Source organism: Pseudarthrobacter sp. As-47, from assembly GCF_058215595.1.
This window is the reverse complement of the sequence record NZ_CM177088.1, coordinates 2,749,432-2,771,466: the sequence shown is the minus strand read 5'-3', so window position 1 is coordinate 2,771,466 and position 22,035 is coordinate 2,749,432. Positions and strand designations below refer to the sequence as shown.

Below are 22,035 nucleotides of genomic sequence, written 5' to 3'. Positions count from 1 at the left end.
CACATGTCACCGCAGCGCGAAGATTCCCGGCGCCAGGGTTCCCCGCTGGCACCGGATTGGCTATCGGTCCCCGCCGACCTCAATGCCCTGGAGCCCAAGATGTGGGCACAGGACGCAGCCCGGAACGATGCCGGCGAACTCACCGTGGGCGGTATTCCGGTCAGCGAGCTTCAGCGGCAGTACGGGACTCCGCTGTACGTCATGAGCGAGAACGATTTCCGCGCAAGGGCACGCGCCTTCAGCGATGCCTTCAACAACGCGTTTGCCGACATCTGCGGGGGAGTGGACGTCTACTACGCCGGGAAATCGTTCCTGTGCACCGCCGTGGTGCGCTGGGTCGAAGAGGAGGGCCTGCGGCTGGACACCGCCTCCGGCGGTGAGCTCGCGGTCGCGGCAAAGGCCGGTATTCCCGGAGCAGACGTTGCCCTGCACGGCAACAACAAGTCCGACCTTGAGATCCACCGTGCGCTGGACATGAAGCTCGGCAGGATTGTGGTGGACAGCCTCGGCGAGCTGGTCAGGGTGGGCGACATCGCCGAACGCCGGGGGGAAAAGGCAAGAGTCATGCTGCGGCTGACACCCGGCGTGCACGCCCACACCCACGAGTTCATCGCCACTGCCCATGAGGACCAGAAGTTCGGCCTTTCCATGGCTGCGGACACCACCGAACACGCCGGCCTGTCGGCTGCCGAGGAAGCCGTCGCGGCTGCGTCGGCGCATCCGGGCATCGACCTGCTGGGGCTGCACTGCCACATCGGTTCCCAGATCTTCGAGCCGGACGGTTTTGCCCTGGCCGCCCAGAAGCTCCTCCGTTTCCTTGCCGCCATGCAGGAAAAGTACTCCATCGTCCTGCCCGAACTGGATCTTGGCGGCGGATACGGCATTGCCTACACGCCGGTGGACACCCCCCGCCCCGCAGCGGAAATTGCGGAGGCGATGGCCGCCGTCGTGCGTTCCACCTGCGCTGAACTGGGGATCGACTCTCCCCGCATCTCCATCGAACCCGGCCGCGCCATTGTGGGCAGCACCACCTTCACCCTGTATGAAGTGGGAACCCTCAAGACAGTGCGCGTGGATGCGACTGCGTCGAACAATGGTGACGCAGACAACAACGTTACGCATCCGCGCCGCTATGTTTCAGTGGACGGCGGCATGAGCGACAACGCCCGCCCGGTGCTGTACGACGCGGATTACTCGGCAATCCTGGCGTCCCGCACCTCCGCCGCCGGCCCGCAGCTGTCCCGCGTGGTGGGCAAACATTGCGAGAGCGGCGACATAGTTGTTAGAGATGTATATCTGCCCGAGGACGTGGCAGCCGGTGATCTGCTTGCTGTACCGGGTACCGGCGCCTACTGCTGGGCCCTGTCGAGTAACTACAACTATCTGGCCCGGCCGGGCGTTGTCGCGGTGCGCGACGGATCTGCCCGGCTTATTGTCCGCGGGGAAACCGAAGAAGATCTGCTGAACCGCGACATGGGAGTCTGAATGACCGAATTGCGAACCCTGAAAGTGGCCCTGCTGGGCTGTGGCAACGTTGGGGCCCAGGTTGCGCGGATTCTCATCGAGGACGCCGACACCCTTGCCGCCCGCGCGGGCGCGAAGCTGCAGTTGAGCGGCATCGCCGTGCGGGACGTCCACGCCAAACGCGACGTGGACCTCCCGCAGGACCTCTTCACCACCGACGCCGACACCCTGGTGAAGGACGCGGACCTGGTGATCGAGCTGATGGGCGGCATCGAGCCTGCCCGTACGCTGATCCTTTCGGCCCTCCGCAACGGTGCCTGCGTTGTCACGGGGAACAAGGCGCTCGTGGCGCAGGACGGCCCCACCCTGCACGAGGAAGCTGACAAGGCGGGCGTCCAGCTCTCCTATGAGGCCGCCGTCGCCGGTGCCATCCCCATCCTGCGGCCCATCCGCGACAGCCTCGCCGGCGACCGCATCACGCGCGTCCTGGGCATCGTCAACGGCACCACCAATTTCATCCTTGACCAGATGGACACCACCGGAGCCCAGTTCGCCGATGCCCTCGCCGAAGCGCAGCGCCTTGGCTACGCAGAAGCGGACCCCACTGCCGACGTCGAAGGCCACGATGCCGCCGCGAAGGCCGCCATCCTTGCCTCGCTGTCCTTCCACACCCGGTTTGCCCTGGAAAACGTCCACTGCGAAGGAATCACCTCGGTCACCGCGGCGGATATTGCCGCGGCCAAGGACGCCGGCTTTGTCATCAAGCTGCTGGCCATCGCGGAAAAGCTTCCCGCCGCAGGCACGGACGCGGACGGCGGCGAGGGCGTCTCCGTGCGCGTGCACCCCACGCTGCTTCCCCGTGAACACCCGCTGGCCGCCGTCCACGGCGCCTTCAACGCGGTGTTCATCGAAGCCGAGAACGCCGGCGAACTGATGTTCTACGGGCAGGGAGCCGGCGGTACACCCACGGCGTCCGCTGTCCTGGGCGACCTTGTCTCGGCCGCGCGCAGCCTGGTCCTCGGCGGCCCCGGCCGCACGGAAACCACCACCGGCCAGGTTTCGGCCCTGCCGATCGACGCGGCCGTCACCAGCTACTACATCGGCCTGGACGTCGCCGACCAGCCCGGCGTCCTGGCCAGGATTGCCCAGCTCTTCGCCGAGCACGGCGTGTCCATCGAGATCATGCGGCAGACCATCCACTGCGACGCGGAGTCCAACGTGGAATCCGCCGAGTTGCGGATCGTCACCCACCGTGCGTCAGAGGCTGCCCTTGCGGCCACCGTCGAGGCCGTGAAAGGCCTGGACGTCATCAATTCAGTTACATCCGTTCTGCGGGTAGAAGGAGTCTAAGTGGCTCACCAATGGCGCGGGGTCATCCGCGAATACGCTGACCGTCTGCCCGTGACGGAATCCACCAGGGTGATCACCCTGGGCGAAGGCGGGACCCCGCTGGTGCATGCCCGGAAGCTCTCTGAGCTCACCGGCTCCGAGGTGTACCTCAAGGTGGAGGGCATGAACCCCACCGGGTCCTTCAAGGACCGCGGCATGACCATGGCCATGACAGCCGCCGTGGCCTCCGGCGCGCAAGCGGTAGTCTGCGCCTCCACGGGAAACACCTCCGCCTCCGCAGCTGCCTATGCCACCGCCGCCGGCCTCACGTGCGCGGTCCTGGTGCCCGAAGGCAAGATCTCCATGGGCAAGCTCAGCCAGGCGATCGCCCACGGCGCCACGCTCCTCCAGGTGGACGGCAACTTTGACAACTGCCTGGACATCGCCCGGAAGCTGGGGGAGTCCTACCCGGTGTTCCTGGTGAACTCGGTGAACCCTGCGCGCATCCAGGGACAGAAGACCGGTGCCTTCGAAATCGTCGACGCGCTGGGCGACGCCCCGGACATCCACGTCCTGCCGGTGGGCAACGCCGGAAACATCACCGCGTACTGGAAGGGCTACAAGGAGTACTCCGCTCCGTTCGAGTCCGAAACCGCGGGCACCCTTCCCGCCGTCTCCACCAGGACGCCCGCGATGTGGGGCTTCCAGGCGGCAGGTGCGGCGCCCTTCGTCGCCGGCCACCCCATCACCGAGCCCGACACCATCGCCACGGCCATCCGGATTGGCAACCCCGCCTCCTGGGACGGTGCCATCGGCGCCCGCGACGAATCCGGCGGACTGATCGACTCCGTCACCGATGAGGAAATCCTCAGCGCGCACCGCTGGCTGTCCGCCCGCGAAGGCGTCTTCGTCGAGCCGGGATCGGCCGCGGGCGTGGCAGGGCTCCTGAAGAAGCACGCCGCCGGGGAAGTCCCTTCCGGCAAAACCATCGTCATCACCGTCACGGGCCACGGGCTCAAGGACCCCCAGTGGGCCCTGCGCACCGAGGACGGCAGCGACGTGCAGCCGGTCAAGGTACCCAACGACGTGGTCACCGTTGCCGCTGAACTGGGACTGGAAGAAAAATAGCCTTGGAAACCACCTCGCCGGCCGCCGTCGGACTGCAACCCATCGAGGCCGGCCAGATCGTCACCGTTCGGGTGCCGGCAACCACGGCCAACCTGGGCCCGGGCTATGACAGCCTGGGCCTGGCCCTGGCCCTGCACGACACCCTGACGGTGGAGAGCCTGGAAACGGACGAACTCCTCTTCGAGCTTCGCGGCGAGGGTTCGGAAACCCTGCCCCGGGATGCGAGCCACCTGGTGATCAGGGCCATGGAGGCGGCGTTCGAACGGCTGGGCTTCCGCCATGGCGGCCTGAAGGTGACCGCTGACAACGTCAACCCCCACGGGCGCGGCCTGGGATCCTCCGCCTCCGCGGTGGTGGCCGCGGTCTCGGCGGCCAACGCCATGGTTCCCGAGGCGGACCGCCGGGGCCGGGACTGGATCCTGCAGCTGACCAGTGAAATCGAAGGCCACCCTGACAACGTCGCTCCCGCCATTTTCGGCGGACTGGCGCTGTCCTGGCAGGACAGTGACCAGTACAGCAGCACCAGCGCCACGGTGGCGGATTCGGTGATCCCGGTTGTGGCGGTTCCGGATTACGAACTGTCCACGGAAGCAGCGCGTGCCCTGCTGCCCGCATCAGTGGGCCACCACGCCGCTGCCATGAACGCCGGACGCGCAGCCCTGCTGATCCACGCGCTGACGCACAAGCCGGAATTCCTGCTGGCCGGCACCGAGGACTACCTGCACCAGAGCTACCGTGCCGAGGCAATGCGGCCCAGCGCAGCCCTCATCAGTGCACTGCGCACCGCAGGCCACGCCGCCGTCGTCTCCGGGGCCGGGCCCACGGTGCTGGTCCTTGCCAACGGAGAGGCCGAAGCCGCCGCTGCCGTGGCTTTCATCGGGCAGTTCACGGCAGCCAACACGCCGGATATTGCCTGGCGCGTACTGAAGCTGGCAGTGGACGTCGAAGGTGCTAAGGTGGAGTTGCACCGGCGGTAATTCCGCCTATCTGATCTGCTATTGCACTTAGTTGCCGCCTGGTCTCTTACTGCGCAATCCATTCCGGTGCCGCCTGCTAGGTCTGTCGCAGGAATCTGCAGCATTCAAACTGCCCCTGAAGCGTCAGTCCGGCGTCCCGCCATGGGTGGAGCGCAAGGTGAATCAGTATCCGGCCCTGCTGGCCGAAATCCAACCGGCAAGGCCGAACAATCCGGCTGCAGATCTGAACTGCAGCCCAGATCAAATCATCGCGTCCAGCTCCCAGTCTGGACGCCGTCGAGGGGGAAGGATCCTTCGTGACCGAAACCACTGAGCTGTCGCCAGCTGTGGAACTATCATCTTCTGCTGCCGAATCACCGGCAGCTCCCGCCAAGAGCAGCGGCCTTGCCGGCCTCAAGCTCGCCCAGCTGCAGGCACTTGCCAGCCAGCTCGGCATTTCAGGCGGTTCCCGGATGCGCAAGGGGGACCTGGTTTCGGCCATCTCCGCCCACCGCGCCGGTACCCCCGTGACCAAGGCTCCCGCCAGGGCAACCGAAAAGTCCGTAGACACCACGGCGGCGCCGGCAGTTGCCACCGCAGTGACCTCCCCGGCCGCCGCTGAAGCAACGGAAGCTCCCGCGGAAGGAACCCGGGCACGTGGCCGCGGACGCAGCCGTCGCGCCGTCAGCGACGGGGTTGTGGCACCGGCAACCACCGAGCCTGCCACCGCCGACACCAGCACCGCCGCTCCGGTTGAGGCACCTGCCACCGAAGCGCCCGAAAGCGCTGGCGAACGCCGCCAGCCGCGCACCCGCAACCGCCGCCGCGGCGAAGCCGCCGCTGCGCCGCAGGCTGCCGAGGCCGCCGAAGCACCCGCTGAACAGGCCGTTGTCGAACAGCGGACCTCAGAACAGCGCACCCCGGACCAGCGCACCGAAGCTCCCGCGGAGGCCGGCGACTCAGGCCAGCGCGCCGACCGCCGCGAAGGCGGCCGCACCCGCGGCCGTGACAACGCCGGACGCGACAACGCTGCCCGCGAGAATACCGAAGGCGGCCGCGACAACGCCGGCAGCCGCGAGGCAGGCCAGCGCGAAGGTGCCCGCCGGGACGACAACCGCGACAACACCCGCGACAGCGATGATTCAGACGGCGGAAGCCGCCGCAACCGGCGCAACCGCCGGGACCGGAACGACCGCAATGACCGCTCCGGCGGCCAGGACCGGGACAACACCTCCCGCAACGACCGCTTCCGTGACCGCAACGACCGCCGCCGCGGCCGTTCCCAGGGACCCGACGTCGACGACGTCGAGGTTACCGAGGACGACGTCCTGCTGCCCGTGGCGGGCATCCTCGACGTCCTGGAAAACTACGCGTTCATCCGCACCTCCGGCTACCTGCCGGGCCCCAACGACGTTTACGTCTCCCTGGCACAGGTCAAGAAGTACAACCTGCGCAAGGGCGACGCCGTCGTCGGTGCAATCCGCGCACCCCGCGAAGGCGAGGACCGCAGCCAGCAGTCCGCCCGCCAGAAGTTCAACGCGCTGGTCCGCGTCACCTCGGTGAACGGCAAGACCGCCGAAGAGCTCAAGGACCGCGTCGAATTCGCCAAGCTGGTTCCGCTCTACCCGTCAGAGCGCCTGCGGCTGGAAACCGATCCCAAAAAGATCGGTCCCCGTGTCATCGACCTGGTTGCCCCCATCGGCAAGGGCCAGCGCGGCCTGATCGTCTCGCCCCCGAAAGCCGGCAAGACGCTCATCCTGCAGTCCATCGCCAACGCGATCACCACCAACAACCCTGAGGTCCACCTCATGATGGTGCTGGTTGACGAACGTCCCGAAGAAGTCACGGACATGCAGCGCACCGTCAAGGGCGAGGTCATTGCCTCCACCTTCGACCGTCCCGCTGACGACCACACCACCGTGGCCGAACTTTCCATCGAACGCGCCAAGCGCCTCGTGGAGATGGGCATGGACGTGGTGGTCCTCCTGGACTCCATGACCCGCCTGGGCCGCGCCTACAACCTGGCAGCACCGGCCTCCGGCCGCATCCTGTCCGGTGGTGTGGATTCCGCGGCGCTGTACCCGCCCAAGCGCTTCTTCGGTGCAGCCCGCAACATCGAAAACGGCGGCTCGCTCACCATCCTGGCCACCGCGCTCGTGGAGACCGGTTCCAAGATGGACGAGGTCATCTTCGAGGAGTTCAAGGGCACCGGCAACATGGAGCTCCGCCTGTCCCGCCAGCTGGCTGACAAGCGCATCTTCCCGGCCGTGGACGTCAACGCGTCCGGCACCCGCCGCGAGGAGAACCTGCTCTCGCCCGAGGAAGTCAAGATCATGTGGAAGCTGCGCCGCGTCCTTTCCGGACTCGAGACCCAGCAGAGCCTTGAGCTGCTGACCAACAAGATCCGGGAAACCCAGAGCAACGTTGAGTTCCTCATGCAGGTCCAGAAGACGACGCTTGGTGCGAAGTCGGATAACGACAAATAGCTGTACCAGGGGCGGGTGCGGTTGACTCGCGTGGTTCGCCACGCAGGTTTTCCGCCCCCGCCCCTTCGCGTGGTGGCCATGTCCTGACGGACTTGGCCACCACGCTTCGGCAGGCCCGATGCCACTCCCGGGGCGGAAAACCCGCGCGGCTTCGTCGTTAGGTCGCCAGCCGTGGCCCGTGTCTGTTTGTTACTAGACTTGTAAGAGTCGAAAGAGGTTTTAAATGTTTGAGTCCGTACAGGGCCTGCTTGATGAGCATGATGCTATCCAGGCGCAGCTGGGGGATCCTGCTGTCTATGCCGACCAGCGGCTTGCCCGGAAACTGGGGCGCCGTTCGGCTCAGCTCAATGGCATTGTTGAGGCCTACCACAAGTGGGAAGGCCTCCGGGATGACCTTGCTGCTGCCAAGGAGATGGCGTCCGAAGACCCCGAGTTTGCCGCTGAGGTGCCTGAGCTGGAAGCTGCCCTTGAGGTGGCTGCCGCGAAACTGCGCCGCCTCCTCATCCCGCGCGATCCCGACGACGCCCGCAACGTGATCCTTGAAGTCAAGGGCGGCGAAGGCGGCGACGAAGCCGCACTGTTCGCCGGCGACCTGCTGCGCATGTACACGCGCTACGCGGAGTCCCGCGGCTGGAAGACCGAGATCATCTCCGCCACGGAATCCGACCTTGGCGGCTACAAGGACGTCCAGGTTGCCGTCAAGGGCAGCTCGAACGATCCTGCCGAGGGCGTGTATGCCCGCCTCAAGTTCGAGGGCGGCGTGCACCGGGTGCAGCGCGTTCCCGTCACCGAATCCCAGGGCCGCATCCACACCTCGGCTGCCGGCGTCCTGGTCCTGCCCGAAGTGGATGAGCCCGAAGAGCTTGAGATCAACCAGAACGACCTCAAGATCGACGTCTACCGGTCCTCCGGCCCCGGCGGCCAGTCCGTGAACACCACTGATTCCGCCGTGCGCATCACCCACCTTCCCACGGGCATCGTGGTGGCCATGCAGAACGAAAAATCCCAGCTGCAGAACCGTGAAGCGGGTATGCGTGTGCTCCGGGCACGCATCCTGGCGCACCAGCAGGAGCAGATCGACGCCGAAAACTCGGCACAGCGGAAATCCCAGATCCGCACCATGGACCGTTCGGAGCGCATCCGCACCTACAACTACCCGGAAAACCGCATCGCGGACCACCGTACCGGGTACAAGGCATACAACCTGGACCAGGTCATGAACGGCGACCTGGAGCCGGTCATCCAGTCCGCCATCGAGATGGACGAACAGGCACGCCTGGACGCCATCGGCGACTAGTCCCTTCGGTACCTTCCAGACATGACACTCGAGCCAGGCCAGTCGCTCGCGGATGCTGTCAGCGCGGCAACGGATATCCTCCGCGACGCCGGCGTCCCCAGTCCGCGGGTGGACGCCGAGCTGTTGGCCGACCACCTGCTGAACGTGGGGCTCGGCCGCCTGCGTGCCATGATGCTGGGGGATGCGCCCGCGCCGGAGGGTTACGAGGCGCTGGTGGCGGAGCGCGCCAGCCGCATACCGTTGCAGCACATCACCGGAGTGGCGCATTTCCGCTACCTCGAGCTGGCCGTTGGCCCCGGCGTCTTCGTACCCCGCCCTGAGACCGAATCGGTGGCGCAGCTGGTCATCGACCACGTCCGCGGGATGGCCCGCCCGCGGATCGTCGACCTCGGGACGGGCTCGGGTGCCATCGCAGGCTCCATCGCCCACGAGGTCCCGGGTGCGGAGGTGCACGCCGTCGAGTTCAGCCCCTTCGCCCACGCCTGGGCAGCAAAAAACCTGGCCCCGCTGGGTGTCCGGCTTGTGCTGGGGGACCTGCGGGACGCGCTGCCTGATCTCAACGGGACTTTCGACGTCGTGGTGTCCAATCCGCCGTACATTCCCGCCGAAGCCGTCCCCACCGAGCCGGAAGTCGCCCTTCATGACCCGCCGGAGGCGCTGTACGGCGGGGGAGCGGACGGCATGGAACTTCCGACGGCGGCCGCTGCCTCCGCTGCCCGCCTCCTGCGGCCGGGGGGCTACTTTGTGATGGAGCACGCAGAAGTCCAGGCGGGTTGGATTTCGGACCATTTGGCCGGTACAGGAAACTGGACCGGGATCAGGACGCATCTGGACCTTAACGGCAAGGAGCGCGCCACCAGCGCCGTGCTCGCGGATCCGGACCACAGCGAATGAAAGGATAGGCGAGTGACCACTACCTACAACTGCACCAGCGATGACGAGCGTGCCAAGGGACTTGAGCACGCCCAGCGGGCCATCAGCGAAAAGAAGTGCGTCGTCTTTCCCACGGACACGGTCTACGGGATTGCAGCCGACGCCTTCTCGCCCCAGGCCGTGACCATGCTGCTGGTGTCCAAGGGCCGCAGCCGGGCCATGCCGCCGCCCGTGCTGATCCCGCGGATCAACGCCCTGGACGGCCTCGCCACGGACGTCCCGGCCGACGCCCGCAAACTGGCGGAAGCGTTCTGGCCCGGAGGCCTCACCCTCATCCTCCACGCACAGCCATCCCTGGACTGGGACCTTGGCGAGACCAAGGGCACTGTGGCCCTCCGCATGCCGGACGATGAGATTGCCCAGGAACTGCTGACCCTTACCGGACCCCTGGCCGTATCCTCGGCCAACCGCACCGGCCATGCCCCCGGACAGACAGCTGCTGCGGCCCGCGAGCAGCTGGCCGACTCCGTGGAGGTCTACCTCGAAGGCGGCTTCCGGCCGCTGGAAGGCGAGGCCGCAGTACCGTCCACGATTGTGGACGCCACGGGTCCGCGCCTGCGCGTGGTCCGGAACGGTGCGGTCACCCTGGACCAGCTTCGCGAACACGTACCCGGAGTCCTTGGCCTGGGCGAGATCCCCATGGCCGAGGAGGAACCGGCAGGAGAAGCAGCAGCACCTGACGAAGCGGCCCCGGCAGAAGCTGCACATGCCGAAGCAGCACCGGCACCTGACGAAGCTGCACGTGCCCAAGCCGCACCTGCCGGCGGGTCTCCGGTTGATGAGACTGCCGCTGTGGAATCTCCTTCCGGGGAGCATACAGCTGTCCCGGCTCCGGTTCGGAACCCTGAACCGTGATGGCGCTTGACCGCCAGCGGATCCCGGTGCTGGAGGTCGATGCGACCCCGCTTCGCGTGCCGGACCTGATGGCTGAACTCAGCCGCTTCGTCGAGGAAGGCTCCACCCGCACGGTGCTGGGGCACAACCTGCACAGCGTCACCCTGACCCTCTCGGATGAGGGCTTCCGGGACCTCTACCAGCGCAGTGATGTGGTTTTGCTGGATGGCGCTCCCGTGCTCTGGCTGTGGGGGAGGACCGGCAAAGCCCAAGGACCCGTCATGGACTACCGGCTGGGTACCACGGACTGGCTCCCGGCTTTGGGAGAGGTGCAGGGTCTTGAGCGGATTGCCGTGATCGGCGCAGGCCCCGAGGCAAATGCCGCGGCCGTCAGGCAACTTGAGTTGATTGTCCCTGCTGCCCGGGTGGCGGGCTTGCCCGGGGAGGGCTGGAACGGGGATCTCGAAGACCGGGCTGTTGAATGGCTCCACGCGCAGCAGCCGCAGCTCGTCCTGCTGGGCCTGGGCATGCCCCTCCAGGAGGAAGTGCTGCAGCGGCGCCTCGCCGACATGCCGCCGGCTATCTACTGCGCGGTGGGGGGAGCCATCGAACAGCTGGCCGGCTTCCAGAAGCTTGCCCCACGCTGGCTGGGCCGGATGGGGCTGGAATGGGCCTGGCGGCTGCTGCTGCATCCCCGCCGTGTTGCCTACCGCGTGCTCGGAGAGCCCTGGGTCCTGCTGTGGCTCCTTGGGAGCCGCCGAGTGAAGCGGGCCCTTCCCGGGCCCGGCAAGTAAATGGGGGCGGGACCGCAAGCCCTTTCTAGAACTTCTGGTCTTCCAGCGGGGCAAAGCCCTTGCCGCGAAGGCCGGTGGAGAAGGACCTGGCCCACCCCAGGAAACCTTTAAAGTCCCGCCGCTGCGCGAAATAGCCTGCATACCCGCCTACGTCCGCAATAAAGGACCGGACGCGGAAGTACCGGCGGATCAGGTAGCCGCGGTTCCGGTAATAGTAGTACCGCTTGAACGCTGACTCCGGGACGATGACGTGCCAGCCTGCGCCAAACACATGCTGGGTTTCCGAGAACGCATGCGGGTGGCTGATGGCGGTGGTGGTCACGGTGCCAAACCTGATGCCCGCTTTGCGCAGCCGAATGGTGAAGTCCACCTCGTCGCCGCGGATGAACAGCCGCATGTCCGGCAGTCCCACTTTGAAGAAGACGTCGGAGCGGATCAGCGCGCCATTGAAGAAGTGCCCGTCGTTGGGCAGGAAGCCAAGCTTCTCCACCTCGGCGCGGCTGTGCGTCACCTTGCCGTCAAGGCGGAAGAAAAAGGACAGCCGGTCCGGCTGGCCAGGCGCGGTCACCAGCGGAACCACCGCCTCCAGGTCCCTTGCCTCGGCCTCACGCAGCAGCGTGGCGAGGCATTCCGGATCCGCCGGTTCGGCGTCGTCATCCATCATCCAGATCCACTTGGCTCCGCTCGCCACTGCCTTGAGCGCTGCCAGGGCGAAGCCGCCAGCGCCGCCGAGGTTGGCCTCCGAGCGGACGTAATCAACGTTCGGATGTTCATCGGCTGTGTCACGGGCCGGGGTTTTGCCGCTGTCAACCAGGCAGATGGTGTCCACTGCGGCCGTCTGGGCATTGATGGAATCCAGCAGGACGGCCAGTTCCTTCGGCCGGTCGAAGGTCACGGCAGCAACTGCTATGCGGGGGGTCATGGGGGTCCTTTCAGCATGGCTGACAGGGATTTCCCCGCTCGCAATGCGCCAGTGTGGCGCGAAGCCATGAAGCTGTTGGCGCTAGTATCTTTGACTAGAGTCCACTGTAATACAGCCCTGTAAGGCACCGCGTATGAGGAAATACGCACTGCCTGCTGCGCTCGGCGACGGAGAAGTTTCATTTATCGAAGAACAGATTCCCGGCCAGTGAGCCCCATAGCCAAGGACCAGCTGCCATTGCCGTTGCCCGGCGGCACTGTCTCCCCGGAAACGGAACCCGCCCCATGATCATGTACCTGCTGATGGGACTGACGGCTGCTGTCGTGTCCTATGCGGCTACATGGGGAGCACGGGTCGTCGGCCACCGGCTCGAACTCCACATGCCCATCCGAAGCCGCGATATGCATTCCATTCCCGTGTCCCGCCTGGGCGGCGTGGCGATCTTCCTCGGTGTCATGGTGGCCCTCATCGTCGCCAGCCAGTCCTTTTTCGTGAAGGACATCTACCGGAACAACTTCTCGCCATGGGGCGTCCTCGCAGGCGCAGCCGTCATTGTGCTGGTGGGCGTCGCCGATGACCTGCTGGACATCCGGTGGTGGGTGAAGCTGATTGGCCAAAGCATTGCGGGCCTGACCGTGGCCGTCTGGGGGGTCCAGATGACCATTGTCCCCTGGGTTCCGGAGCCGATCTACCTCGAAAATGAAACCGTCCGGGTCCTTTTGACTGCCGGACTGATCGTCACCACGATGAATGCCTTCAACTTCATCGACGGGCTGGACGGCCTTGCCGCAGGAGTGGCCATCATCGGCGGCACGGCGTTCTTCTTCACTGCCTACTGGGTGCACCGCAACGCTGTCCTGCTGGACTATTCAGACCTCGCGACCCTGATTACGGCAGTCCTGGTGGGCAGCTGCCTGGGCTTCCTGCCGCACAACTGGTTCCCGTCCAAGATCTTCATGGGCGATTCCGGCGCCATGCTGATCGGGCTGCTGATGGCCTCGGCGGGCGTGGTGTCCACGGGACAGATCACCTCGGGGCTCTACGACAGGGTCAACGGCATCTCCACGGTGATTCCCATCCTGCTTCCGTTCGCGGTCCTCTTCCTTCCGCTGCTGGACCTCGGCCTGGCGGTGGTGCGACGGACTGCCCGGGGCCGATCGCCCTGGTCCGCCGACCGCGGCCACCTGCACCACAAGCTCCTGGACATCGGCTACTCGCACCGCACCGCAGTTATCCTGATGTACCTCTGGACCGCCATCCTCTCCTTCGGGGGACTGGCCTTCGCCATCTTTCCGTGGCAGATTGTGCTGTCCATCGACCTCTTCGCCACCCTGGTCATGGGCCTCATCACCGCCTGGCCCTACCTGGCCCGCCGGGGGGAAGAGACCCGGGCGTAACGTCCGTGCGGAAATATTTCTATCTCGTGTAGAATTTAGGGGCAGCCAAAGCTGCCCCTCCACACAGCCTGTTGACGATCTGCCGCAGGTGCCGACGATTGGGATCGAATGACCTCCAACGCCGAGTCCGGACCTCTGTCCGGCAATGGGCGCGTGGGCGCATCCGGCCCCACGCCGTCGCTCTGGCTGCACCTCCTCAAGCTGAGTTCAATCGCGTCGGCATGCGGACTCCTGCTTTGCGCTGTACCGGCCATGCTGCTGGATGGCGTGAACGGGGTGCTGTCCAGTACGTCCGGTGGCCTGCTGGTGATGCTGTTCTTCGGCATCAGCCTCCTCGTAGGTCACTTCGTGGGCCGCAGCAATCCTTCCGGGGCCATTGGCATGTTCGTGGCAACCTACTTCGTCAAGGTAGTCGGTTTCGCCGTCGTCCTGTTCGTCGTGGGAGCACCGCAGTGGCTGGACGGGCGCTGGTTTGTGGCCGGCGCCGTCACCGCGGTGGTGCTGTGGCAGGCTGCTGAGATCTACGGTTTCAGCAAGGCGCGCCTCCAGATCTACAACGATCCAGAACCCAAGGAAAACCCCGATGCGTGATCCGAAGAAGCCCAGCCAAGGCAACACCGGCAACGGCGGATCGAGCGGTCCCGCCCCCGGTGTATCAGGCGACGGAACCAGCGGCGGATACAACGCCGGCATGGCCGTATTCAGCTACATCATTGGCGGAATCATCGTCTGGAGTTTGATAGGGTGGGGACTGGATTACGTGTGGGGAACGCGCTGGATTGTGCTCGCAGGCGCTCTGCTTGGAGCCGTCGGAGGTTTTTACCTTTCCCACATGCATGGCCTTACCAGTTCTCGAAACAACGCTGGGGAGCGCCATGCTGCCAGCGGGCCGTCCCAGGACGGCGACACTAATGCCAAATAATTTCACAGGGGGAACAGCAGGCCATCAGGCTGCCGATCCCCGCCCAACGCCCAATGATGGACACTGCAGAGAGGAAACGCGTTGATCGCGCTTGCGCTCCCGGCCCAAGATTCAGGAGAGTTCACTCCTCCTGGTATTAACGAAATGCATTTGCCGGCAATCCTGCCGTGGGGTGCCGCAGAAGGATTCTCCAAGCAGATGCTGCTGGTCCTCCTCTCTGTCGTCTTTATCGCCGTCTTCTTCGTGCTCGCTGCACGCAAGCAGCAGCTGGTACCCGGCAAGCTCCAGTTCGCCGGCGAGGCCGCCTACGGCTTCGTCCGCAACGGAATCGCCAAGGACATCATCGGTGGCAAGGACTTCATCAAGTACGTCCCGCTGCTGTTCAGCCTCTTCTTCTTCATCCTGGTTAACAACATCTACGGCGCCATCCCGTTCTTCCAGCTCCCCACGTTCTCGCACGTGGGCGGAGCCTATGTGCTGGCCGGCATCGTCTACTTCACCTGGATCGCCATCGGCGTCAAGAAGAACGGGCTCCGCTACTTCAAGCTGGCCACCGTGCCCTCAGGCGTGCCGTGGTACATCCTTCCGATCGTGATCCCGATCGAGATCATCTCCAACTTCCTGGTCCGGCCGGTCACGCACAGCCTCCGTCTGTTCGCCACCATGCTGGCAGGCCACCTCATCGTGATGATCGCAGGCTACGGCATCGAGTTCCTCGTCATGCAGGAGAACATCCTGCTCAAGGGATCCTCGCTCCTGGTCCTCGCCGGCGCGATCGCCATGTACATGCTTGAAGCCCTGATCATGGTCCTGCAGGCGTACGTCTTTACCCTGCTGACCGCGATCTACATCGAAGGCGCGCTTCACGCCGACAGCCACTAGGCACCCGCCGCACGGCATCGCGCCGCAGGCACACAAAAACTTCCCCTCGCGGGGATAGAGCAACCCAAACAACCTGCCACACGGGTGGCATCTTGAAAGGAAGAAAAATGGAAGGCAATCTCAACCTCGTAGGTTACGGTCTGTCCGCAATCGGCGGTGGTATCGGTGTTGGCCTCGTATTCGCTGCCTACATCAACGGCGTTGCACGTCAGCCGGAAGCACAGCGCGTCCTGCAGCCGATCGCATTCCTCGGCCTTGCGCTCACCGAAGCCCTCGCCATCCTCGGCCTGGTCTTCGCCTTCGTTCTCTAGTCCTTAGAGCGAAGCGAACTTACAGAACCGAGTAGAAAAGGACGGGTGAAATATGAATCAGCTGATCATCTCAGCCGCCACTGAGGGCGAAGTCAACCCCCTGGTTCCCAACATCTGGGAAATGGGCGTTGTCCTCGTGGGCTTTGCCATCCTCATGTTCATCGTGGTCAAGTTCGTTGTCCCGATGTTCGAAAAGACCTTCGCCGAGCGTGCCGAGGCCATCGAAGGTGGCATTGCAAAGGCTGAAAAGGCCCAGGCTGAGGCTTCTGCTGCACTCGAAGAGTACAAGCAGCAGCTGACCGACGCCCGCACCGAAGCCAACCGCATCCGTGAGGAAGCCCGCGCCGAAGGTGCCCAGATCCTCGCGGATCTCAAGGAGAAGGCAGCTGCAGAGTCTGCCCGCATCACGGCCCAGGCGCACGCCCAGATCGAATCCGAGCGCCAGGCGGCCGTTGTGTCCCTGCGCTCCGAGGTCGGCACTTTGGCCACCACCCTGGCCGGCCGGATCGTCGGCGAATCGCTCAACGACGATGAGCGTGCAGCTCGGGTCGTGGACCGCTTCCTGGCAGATCTGGAGACCCAGAACGCAGGTGCAGCTAAGTAATGGCAGGCGTATCGAGCGAATCGCTGGCAACAGCGCTGACTGCGTTGGAAGCCAAGCTTCCGACGGCGTCGCTGCAGCTGGCAAAGGAACTCTTCGGAATTCTGGGAATGGTGGACAGCTCGGCTGGCTTGCGCCGCGCCCTGACTGACCCGTCCCGCAACGGTGACGAAAAGTCGGCGCTGGTCAGGCAGCTGGTTAGCGGAAAAGTCTCCGCTGATGCTGCAGATATCGCGAGCGGACTGGCCAGCCTGCGCTGGGCAACTGCCCGTGACATCGGCGATGCACTCGAGACTCTTGCCGCAACGGTGGTCATTTCCGTTGCCGAAAACAAGTCGGCCGTTTCTGCCTCCGGAATCACTGGCCTGGAAGAACTGGAGAACGATCTGTTCTCCTTCAACCAGGCTGTTGCCTCCAACCACGAGGTACAACGTGCTCTGTCCGAAACACAGGCCAGCGCCGCAGCCAAGTCGGCATTCGCCGAGAAGCTGGTGCCCGGCGCCAGTGAGGAAGCCAAAGTCCTCATCCGGCAGGCCGTCACCCAGCCCCGCGGCATCAAGCCCACCCGGCTGGTGGAACGTTTTGCGGAGCTTGCAGCCAAGCGGCAGCAGCGCTGGATTGCAACGGTCAATGTGACCCGTCCCCTGACGCAGACGCAGCTTGCACGCCTTCAGGCGGGCTTGAACGCCATGTACGGGCGGGAACTGAAGATCAACCTCAACGTTGATCCGGCACTCATTGGCGGCATCCGCGTCCAGGTCGGTGACGAAGTGCTCGACGCTTCGGTACTCACCAGGCTGGGCGAGCTGCAACGCCAGCTGGCCGGCTAGCCGGACAAGCACAAACAAACTGATAGAAACCCCGGTCACCGGCAACGGTGATCACAAAACAGGAGAGCAGGGACTGCAGATGGCCGAATTGACCATCAACGCCGACGACGTCCGTAATGCGCTGAACGAGTTCGCGGCGTCCTACGAACCCGGAAACGCAGAACGCGTAGAGGTCGGCCGCGTATCTACCGCTGGTGACGGCATCGCCCGTGTTGAGGGCCTTCCCTCGGTCATGGCGAACGAGCTGCTTCGCTTTGAGGACGGCACGCTGGGCCTGGCCCAGAACCTCGACGTCCGCGAAATCGGCGTCATCATCCTCGGTGACTTCACCGGCATCGAAGAAGGCCAGGAAGTCCACCGCACCGGACAGGTTCTGTCCGTTCCCGTGGGCGACGCCTTCCTTGGCCGTGTTGTCGACCCGCTGGGCATGCCCATCGACGACCTCGGCGAGATCAAGGCCGAAACCACCCGCGCACTGGAGCTCCAGGCTCCCGGCGTGACCCAGCGCAAATCGGTGCACGAGCCGATGCAGACCGGGCTCAAGGCCATCGACGCCATGATCCCGATCGGCCGCGGCCAGCGCCAGCTCATCATTGGCGACCGCCAGACCGGCAAGTCGGCCATCGCGATCGACACCATCATCAACCAGAAGGCCAACTGGGCTTCGGGCGATGTGACCAAGCAGGTCCGCTGCATCTACGTGGCCATCGGTCAGAAGGCGTCCACCATCGCCGCCATCCGCCAGACCCTCGAGGACAACGGGGCACTGGAGTACACCACCATCGTGGCGTCTCCGGCATCCGACCCCGCAGGCTTCAAGTACCTGGCACCGTACGCCGGTTCGGCCATCGGCCAGCACTGGATGTACGGCGGCAAGCACGTCCTTATTGTGTTCGATGACCTCTCCAAGCAGGCTGAGGCCTACCGTGCAGTGTCGCTGCTGCTCCGCCGCCCGCCGGGCCGCGAAGCCTACCCGGGCGACGTGTTCTACCTGCACTCCCGCCTGCTGGAGCGTTGTGCAAAGCTGTCCGACGAGCTGGGTGCCGGTTCCATGACGGGCCTGCCGCTGATCGAGACCAAGGCGAACGACGTGTCCGCCTACATCCCGACCAACGTCATCTCCATCACCGACGGCCAGATCTTCCTGCAGTCGGACCTCTTCAACGCCAACCAGCGCCCCGCTGTTGACGTGGGTGTGTCCGTGTCCCGCGTGGGCGGCGCCGCACAGGTGAAGTCCATGAAGAAGGTCTCCGGTACGTTGAAGCTGGACCTCGCCCAGTACCGCGACATGCAGGCATTCGCCATGTTCGCCTCGGACCTGGATGCCGCATCGCGCCAGCAGCTGACCCGTGGCGCCCGCCTCATGGAGCTGCTCAAGCAGGGCCAGTACTCACCGTTCCCGGTTGAGAACCAGGTCGTCTCCATCTGGGCCGGCACCAACGGCTACCTGGACGACGTTCCGGTTGAGGACATCAGCCGCTTCGAGTCCGAGTTCCTGGAGCACCTGACGCACAAGTCCTCGATCCTCACCACGCTGGCGCAGACCAACGTGCTGGACGATGACACCGCGGCAGCTCTCAAGTCGGCAATCGTCGACTTCAAGAAGGGCTTCTTCGGCGAGGGTGACAACCACCTGGTGGGTGCGGGGCATGAGGAATATGCCGCCATCGACGAGGGCCAGGTTGACCAGGAAAAGATCGTCAAGCAGAAGCGCTAGTTCCATTGGCAGGGTGTGCCGGGTCCACAGGACCCGGCACACCCGGCCTACGGAACGCTAGGAAAGGATAAGTATGGGAGCCCAGATCCGGGTCTACCGCCAGAAGATCAGCTCGACCACGTCGATGCGCAAGATCTTCAAGGCGATGGAACTGATCGCTACCTCGCGCATCGGCAAGGCCCGTGCGCGCGTAGCAGCTTCACTGCCTTACGCGAACGCGATCACGCGCGCCGTTTCTGCTGTCGCAAGCCAAAGCGAAATCGACCACCCGCTGACCACTGAGCCGGAGCAGATCCGCCGTGCCGCCGTCCTGGTAATTACCGCGGACCGCGGACTGGCAGGTTCCTACTCGGCCAGCGTGCTCAAGCAGGCGGAAGGTCTCATCGAGCTGCTCCACGAAGAAGGCAAGGAAGTTAAGACTTACGTCGTTGGACGTAAGGCCCAGGCCTACTTCGATTTCCGGAACCGTGAATACGCACGGGTCTGGACCGGAGGGACAGATGCGCCTGAGTTCACCACCGCGCGCGAAATCGGCGAAGCACTGCTGGCCGAGTTCGCGACCGACTACGAAGAGGGCGGCGTGGACGAGATCCACGTGGTTTACACCCGCTTCAAGTCCATGGTCACCCAGGAGCCCACGGTCATCCGCCTGCTTCCCCTGGAAGTAGTGGAAGAGCAGGCCGCTTCTGAATCGGACCTGTTGCCGCTGTACGAGTTCGAGCCGGAAACTGAGCGCGTTCTTGACGCTCTGCTGCCGCGCTACATCGAGTCACGCATCTTCGCGGCCATGCTGCAGGCGGCAGCTTCCGAGCTTGCTGCACGCCAGCGGGCCATGAAGTCCGCCGGCGACAACGCCACGGACCTCATCAAGAAGTACACGCGTCTGCGCAACACGGCCCGCCAGGCCGAAATTACGCAGGAGCTTTCCGAGATTGTTGCCGGCGCGGACGCCCTCGCGTCCTAGCCAGCAGCAGACCGGATTCCGCTGGACCTGCACCACCACAGATAAACTTAAACCCACGCCATCTACTGAGTGAAGTGAGAGAGATGACTGCCACTGCTACCGAACACGTAGCCGCAACGTCCGGTGCCACCGGCCGCATTGCGCGCGTAATCGGCCCGGTTGTCGACGTCGAATTCCCGGCCGACGCAATCCCGTCCATCTACAATGCCCTCACCACCGAGATTACTCTCAACGGTGTAACCAAGACCATCACGTTCGAGACCGCCCTGCACCTGGGCGACAACCTCATTCGCGCCATCTCCCTGCAGGCTACCGACGGACTGGTCCGCGGCACCAACGTCGTGGACACCGGCGCCCCCATCTCCGTACCCGTTGGCGACGGCGTCAAGGGCCACATCTTCAACGTGCTGGGCCAGCCCCTGGACGTTGCAGAGTCGGAACTGGACATCAGCGAACGCTGGCCGATCCACCGCAAGGCACCGAACTTCGCCTCGCTCGAAGGCTCCACCGAGATGCTGGAAACCGGCATCAAGGTCATCGACCTCCTCACCCCGTACATCAAGGGTGGAAAGATCGGCCTCTTCGGCGGCGCCGGCGTGGGCAAGACCGTTCTGATCCAGGAAATGATCACCCGTGTGGCCCGCAACTTCGGTGGTACCTCGGTATTCGCCGGCGTTGGCGAGCGTACGCGTGAAGGTAACGACCTCTGGGTTGAAATGGAAGAGGCAGGCGTCCTCAAGGACACCGCCCTTGTGTTCGGCCAGATGGATGAGCCGCCGGGAACGCGTCTCCGCGTGGCCCTGTCCGCGCTGACCATGGCGGAGTACTTCCGCGATGTGCAGAACCAGGACGTGCTGCTCTTCATCGACAACATCTTCCGCTTCACCCAGGCAGGCTCCGAGGTTTCCACCCTCCTCGGCCGCATGCCGTCCGCCGTGGGCTACCAGCCCAACCTGGCAGACGAGATGGGCCTCCTGCAGGAGCGCATCACGTCCACCAAGGGCCACTCCATCACCTCGATGCAGGCCATCTACGTTCCCGCAGATGACTACACCGACCCGGCTCCGGCAACGACCTTCGCACACCTGGACGCGACCACGGAACTTTCCCGTGAAATCGCCTCCCGTGGTCTGTACCCGGCCGTTGACCCGCTGACGTCGACCTCCCGCATCCTGGATCCCCAGTACATCGGCAAGGACCACTACAACACGGCTGTCCGCGTGAAGCAGATCCTGCAGAAGAACAAGGAACTCCAGGACATCATCGCTATCCTCGGTGTGGATGAACTCTCCGAAGAGGACAAGATCGTCGTGTCGCGTGCACGCCGCATCCAGCAGTTCCTTTCCCAGAACACCTACACCGCCAAGCAGTTCACCGGCGTCGAGGGCTCCACGGTTTCCATCAAGGACACCGTTGAAGGCTTCACCGCGATCTGCGACGGCGACCTCGACCACATCGCGGAGCAGGCGTTCTTCAACGTCGGCGGCCTCGACGACGTCGAGCGCCAGTGGGCCAAGATCCAGGAACAGACCAAGTAATATGGCTGAGCTTGAGGTTGAGATTGTCGCAGCGGACCACTTCGTGTGGTCCGGAGCGGCCAAGATGGTCAAGGCCCGCACCAGCGATGGTGAAATCGGAATCCTGCCCGGCCACTCGCCCCTGCTGGCGATCCTGGCCGAGGGTGAACTGGCGATCCAGCCGGTATCGGGAGACCGTATCGCGGTAGAAGTCGACGGCGGGTTCTTCTCCGTGGACAACAACCGCGTGGTCATCGTTGCTGACAACGCCCAGCTGGGCGGCTCGGTTACCGCTGGGATCCGCTAGCATCACCTTGATGGACGCATCGAGTCTTCCGTTCATCGCCATGGCAATCGCTTTTGGATTGCTGATCTTTGCACTGTGCCTTTCGGGGGTGCGCCGCTTCAACCTGCGGCGTGCCCTCGGCACGGTGGACGCCTCCATTTGCATGGCTGGAAACAGCTGGCAGATGGGGGTTTGTCGTTATCAGGACAACGACCTCGAGTGGTTCCGGCTGCTCTCCCTCAGCGTCCGGCCCAAACACAAGTTCAAGCGCCACAGCCTTGAACTGCTGGGCCGCCGCAAACCCACGGAGGCCGAGGCCGTGAAGGTCCAGCCCGACGTCGTGATCGTTGAACTGCGTTATGAAGGCAAGGACCTGCGCCTCGCCATGAAATTCGATGCCTACACAGGCCTCTCGTCCTGGCTGGAGGCCGGTCCGGTCATCGGCGTCGGCACCTGGCGCTAGCT

Annotated in this window: 22 protein-coding genes; 21 read left to right on the top strand and 1 reads right to left on the bottom strand. The window is 64.6% G+C overall.

The window, feature by feature from the left end; translation table 11 throughout:
• Nucleotides 1-3: 3 nt before the first annotated feature.
• From lysA to AC4BCK_RS12775, 9 genes are all read left to right on the top strand, one after another.
• Nucleotides 4-1,485: a diaminopimelate decarboxylase gene (gene lysA / locus AC4BCK_RS12815; protein ID WP_400575328.1), complete on the top strand. Its 1,482-nt coding sequence runs from the start codon at nt 4-6 to the stop codon at nt 1,483-1,485.
• Nucleotides 1,486-2,814 carry a homoserine dehydrogenase gene (locus tag AC4BCK_RS12810; RefSeq protein ID WP_490566001.1) on the top strand — a complete coding sequence of 443 codons (1,329 nt, stop codon included), beginning with the start codon at nt 1,486-1,488 and terminating at the stop codon, nt 2,812-2,814.
• Nucleotides 2,815-3,921, top strand: a complete 1,107-nt coding sequence (gene thrC / locus AC4BCK_RS12805) for a threonine synthase (RefSeq protein ID WP_174179124.1) — start codon at nt 2,815-2,817, stop codon at nt 3,919-3,921.
• Between the two features lie 2 nt (nt 3,922-3,923).
• Nucleotides 3,924-4,898, top strand: coding sequence for a homoserine kinase (thrB, locus tag AC4BCK_RS12800; protein ID WP_174179126.1), 975 nt, complete (start codon nt 3,924-3,926; stop codon nt 4,896-4,898).
• 296 nt (nt 4,899-5,194) lie between these two features.
• A complete protein-coding gene (rho, locus tag AC4BCK_RS12795; protein WP_310110921.1) occupies nt 5,195-7,363 on the top strand; it encodes a transcription termination factor Rho in 2,169 nt (722 codons plus the stop codon).
• Nucleotides 7,364-7,586: 223 nt separating this feature from the next.
• Entirely contained in the window at nt 7,587-8,660 is a 1,074-nt protein-coding gene (gene prfA / locus AC4BCK_RS12790; RefSeq protein ID WP_174179130.1) for a peptide chain release factor 1, read from the top strand.
• A gap of 21 nt (nt 8,661-8,681) precedes the next feature.
• Nucleotides 8,682-9,554, top strand: a complete 873-nt coding sequence (gene prmC / locus AC4BCK_RS12785; RefSeq protein WP_490566000.1) for a peptide chain release factor N(5)-glutamine methyltransferase — start codon at nt 8,682-8,684, stop codon at nt 9,552-9,554.
• Between the two features lie 12 nt (nt 9,555-9,566).
• Entirely contained in the window at nt 9,567-10,448 is an 882-nt protein-coding gene (locus tag AC4BCK_RS12780) for an L-threonylcarbamoyladenylate synthase (protein ID WP_174179135.1), read from the top strand.
• Nucleotides 10,448-11,221 (top strand): WecB/TagA/CpsF family glycosyltransferase, encoded by a 774-nt coding sequence (locus AC4BCK_RS12775; protein ID WP_174179137.1) that lies wholly within the window; start codon nt 10,448-10,450, stop codon nt 11,219-11,221. The genes AC4BCK_RS12780 and AC4BCK_RS12775 overlap by 1 nt, the downstream gene beginning before the upstream one ends.
• Nucleotides 11,222-11,246: 25 nt before the next feature.
• On the opposite strand, the gene AC4BCK_RS12770 is transcribed toward AC4BCK_RS12775, so the two are convergent.
• Entirely contained in the window at nt 11,247-12,143 is an 897-nt protein-coding gene (locus AC4BCK_RS12770) for a glycosyltransferase (protein ID WP_174179139.1), read from the bottom strand.
• A gap of 284 nt (nt 12,144-12,427) precedes the next feature.
• On the opposite strand from AC4BCK_RS12770, the gene AC4BCK_RS12765 reads away from it, so the two are divergent.
• The 12 genes from AC4BCK_RS12765 to AC4BCK_RS12710 all read left to right on the top strand — a co-directional run bounded on the left by AC4BCK_RS12765 (nt 12,428) and on the right by AC4BCK_RS12710 (nt 22,033).
• Nucleotides 12,428-13,540: an MraY family glycosyltransferase gene (locus tag AC4BCK_RS12765; RefSeq protein ID WP_251424897.1), complete on the top strand. Its 1,113-nt coding sequence runs from the start codon at nt 12,428-12,430 to the stop codon at nt 13,538-13,540.
• Between the two features lie 108 nt (nt 13,541-13,648).
• Nucleotides 13,649-14,131, top strand: a complete 483-nt coding sequence (locus AC4BCK_RS12760; protein WP_310110908.1) for a Cg1360 family ATP-synthase-associated protein — start codon at nt 13,649-13,651, stop codon at nt 14,129-14,131.
• Nucleotides 14,124-14,462, top strand: a complete 339-nt coding sequence (locus tag AC4BCK_RS12755) for an AtpZ/AtpI family protein (protein ID WP_174179145.1) — start codon at nt 14,124-14,126, stop codon at nt 14,460-14,462. Before AC4BCK_RS12760 ends, AC4BCK_RS12755 begins: the two co-directional genes overlap by 8 nt.
• A gap of 81 nt (nt 14,463-14,543) precedes the next feature.
• Nucleotides 14,544-15,344 carry a F0F1 ATP synthase subunit A gene (gene atpB, locus AC4BCK_RS12750; RefSeq protein WP_174179147.1) on the top strand — a complete coding sequence of 267 codons (801 nt, stop codon included), beginning with the start codon at nt 14,544-14,546 and terminating at the stop codon, nt 15,342-15,344.
• Between the two features lie 107 nt (nt 15,345-15,451).
• The gene (atpE, locus tag AC4BCK_RS12745) at nt 15,452-15,655 is read left to right on the top strand and encodes an ATP synthase F0 subunit C (protein ID WP_009356484.1); all 204 of its coding nucleotides are present in this window, start codon (nt 15,452-15,454) and stop codon (nt 15,653-15,655) included.
• A gap of 52 nt (nt 15,656-15,707) precedes the next feature.
• Nucleotides 15,708-16,259 (top strand): F0F1 ATP synthase subunit B, encoded by a 552-nt coding sequence (locus AC4BCK_RS12740; protein ID WP_066277091.1) that lies wholly within the window; start codon nt 15,708-15,710, stop codon nt 16,257-16,259.
• Nucleotides 16,259-17,086, top strand: coding sequence for a F0F1 ATP synthase subunit delta (locus tag AC4BCK_RS12735; RefSeq protein WP_310110902.1), 828 nt, complete (start codon nt 16,259-16,261; stop codon nt 17,084-17,086). Before AC4BCK_RS12740 ends, AC4BCK_RS12735 begins: the two co-directional genes overlap by 1 nt.
• 79 nt (nt 17,087-17,165) lie before the next feature.
• A complete protein-coding gene (gene atpA / locus AC4BCK_RS12730) occupies nt 17,166-18,803 on the top strand; it encodes a F0F1 ATP synthase subunit alpha (protein ID WP_066277086.1) in 1,638 nt (545 codons plus the stop codon).
• A 73-nt stretch (nt 18,804-18,876) separates the two neighbouring features.
• Complete coding sequence (locus tag AC4BCK_RS12725) at nt 18,877-19,767, top strand: F0F1 ATP synthase subunit gamma (RefSeq protein ID WP_104184909.1); 891 nt, start codon at nt 18,877-18,879, stop codon at nt 19,765-19,767.
• An 83-nt stretch (nt 19,768-19,850) separates the two neighbouring features.
• Entirely contained in the window at nt 19,851-21,305 is a 1,455-nt protein-coding gene (atpD, locus tag AC4BCK_RS12720; protein WP_104184908.1) for a F0F1 ATP synthase subunit beta, read from the top strand.
• Between the two features lies 1 nt (nt 21,306).
• The gene (locus AC4BCK_RS12715; protein ID WP_174179151.1) at nt 21,307-21,591 is read left to right on the top strand and encodes a F0F1 ATP synthase subunit epsilon; all 285 of its coding nucleotides are present in this window, start codon (nt 21,307-21,309) and stop codon (nt 21,589-21,591) included.
• A gap of 10 nt (nt 21,592-21,601) precedes the next feature.
• A complete protein-coding gene (locus AC4BCK_RS12710; protein WP_174179153.1) occupies nt 21,602-22,033 on the top strand; it encodes a DUF2550 domain-containing protein in 432 nt (143 codons plus the stop codon).
• Nucleotides 22,034-22,035 lie beyond the last annotated feature (2 nt).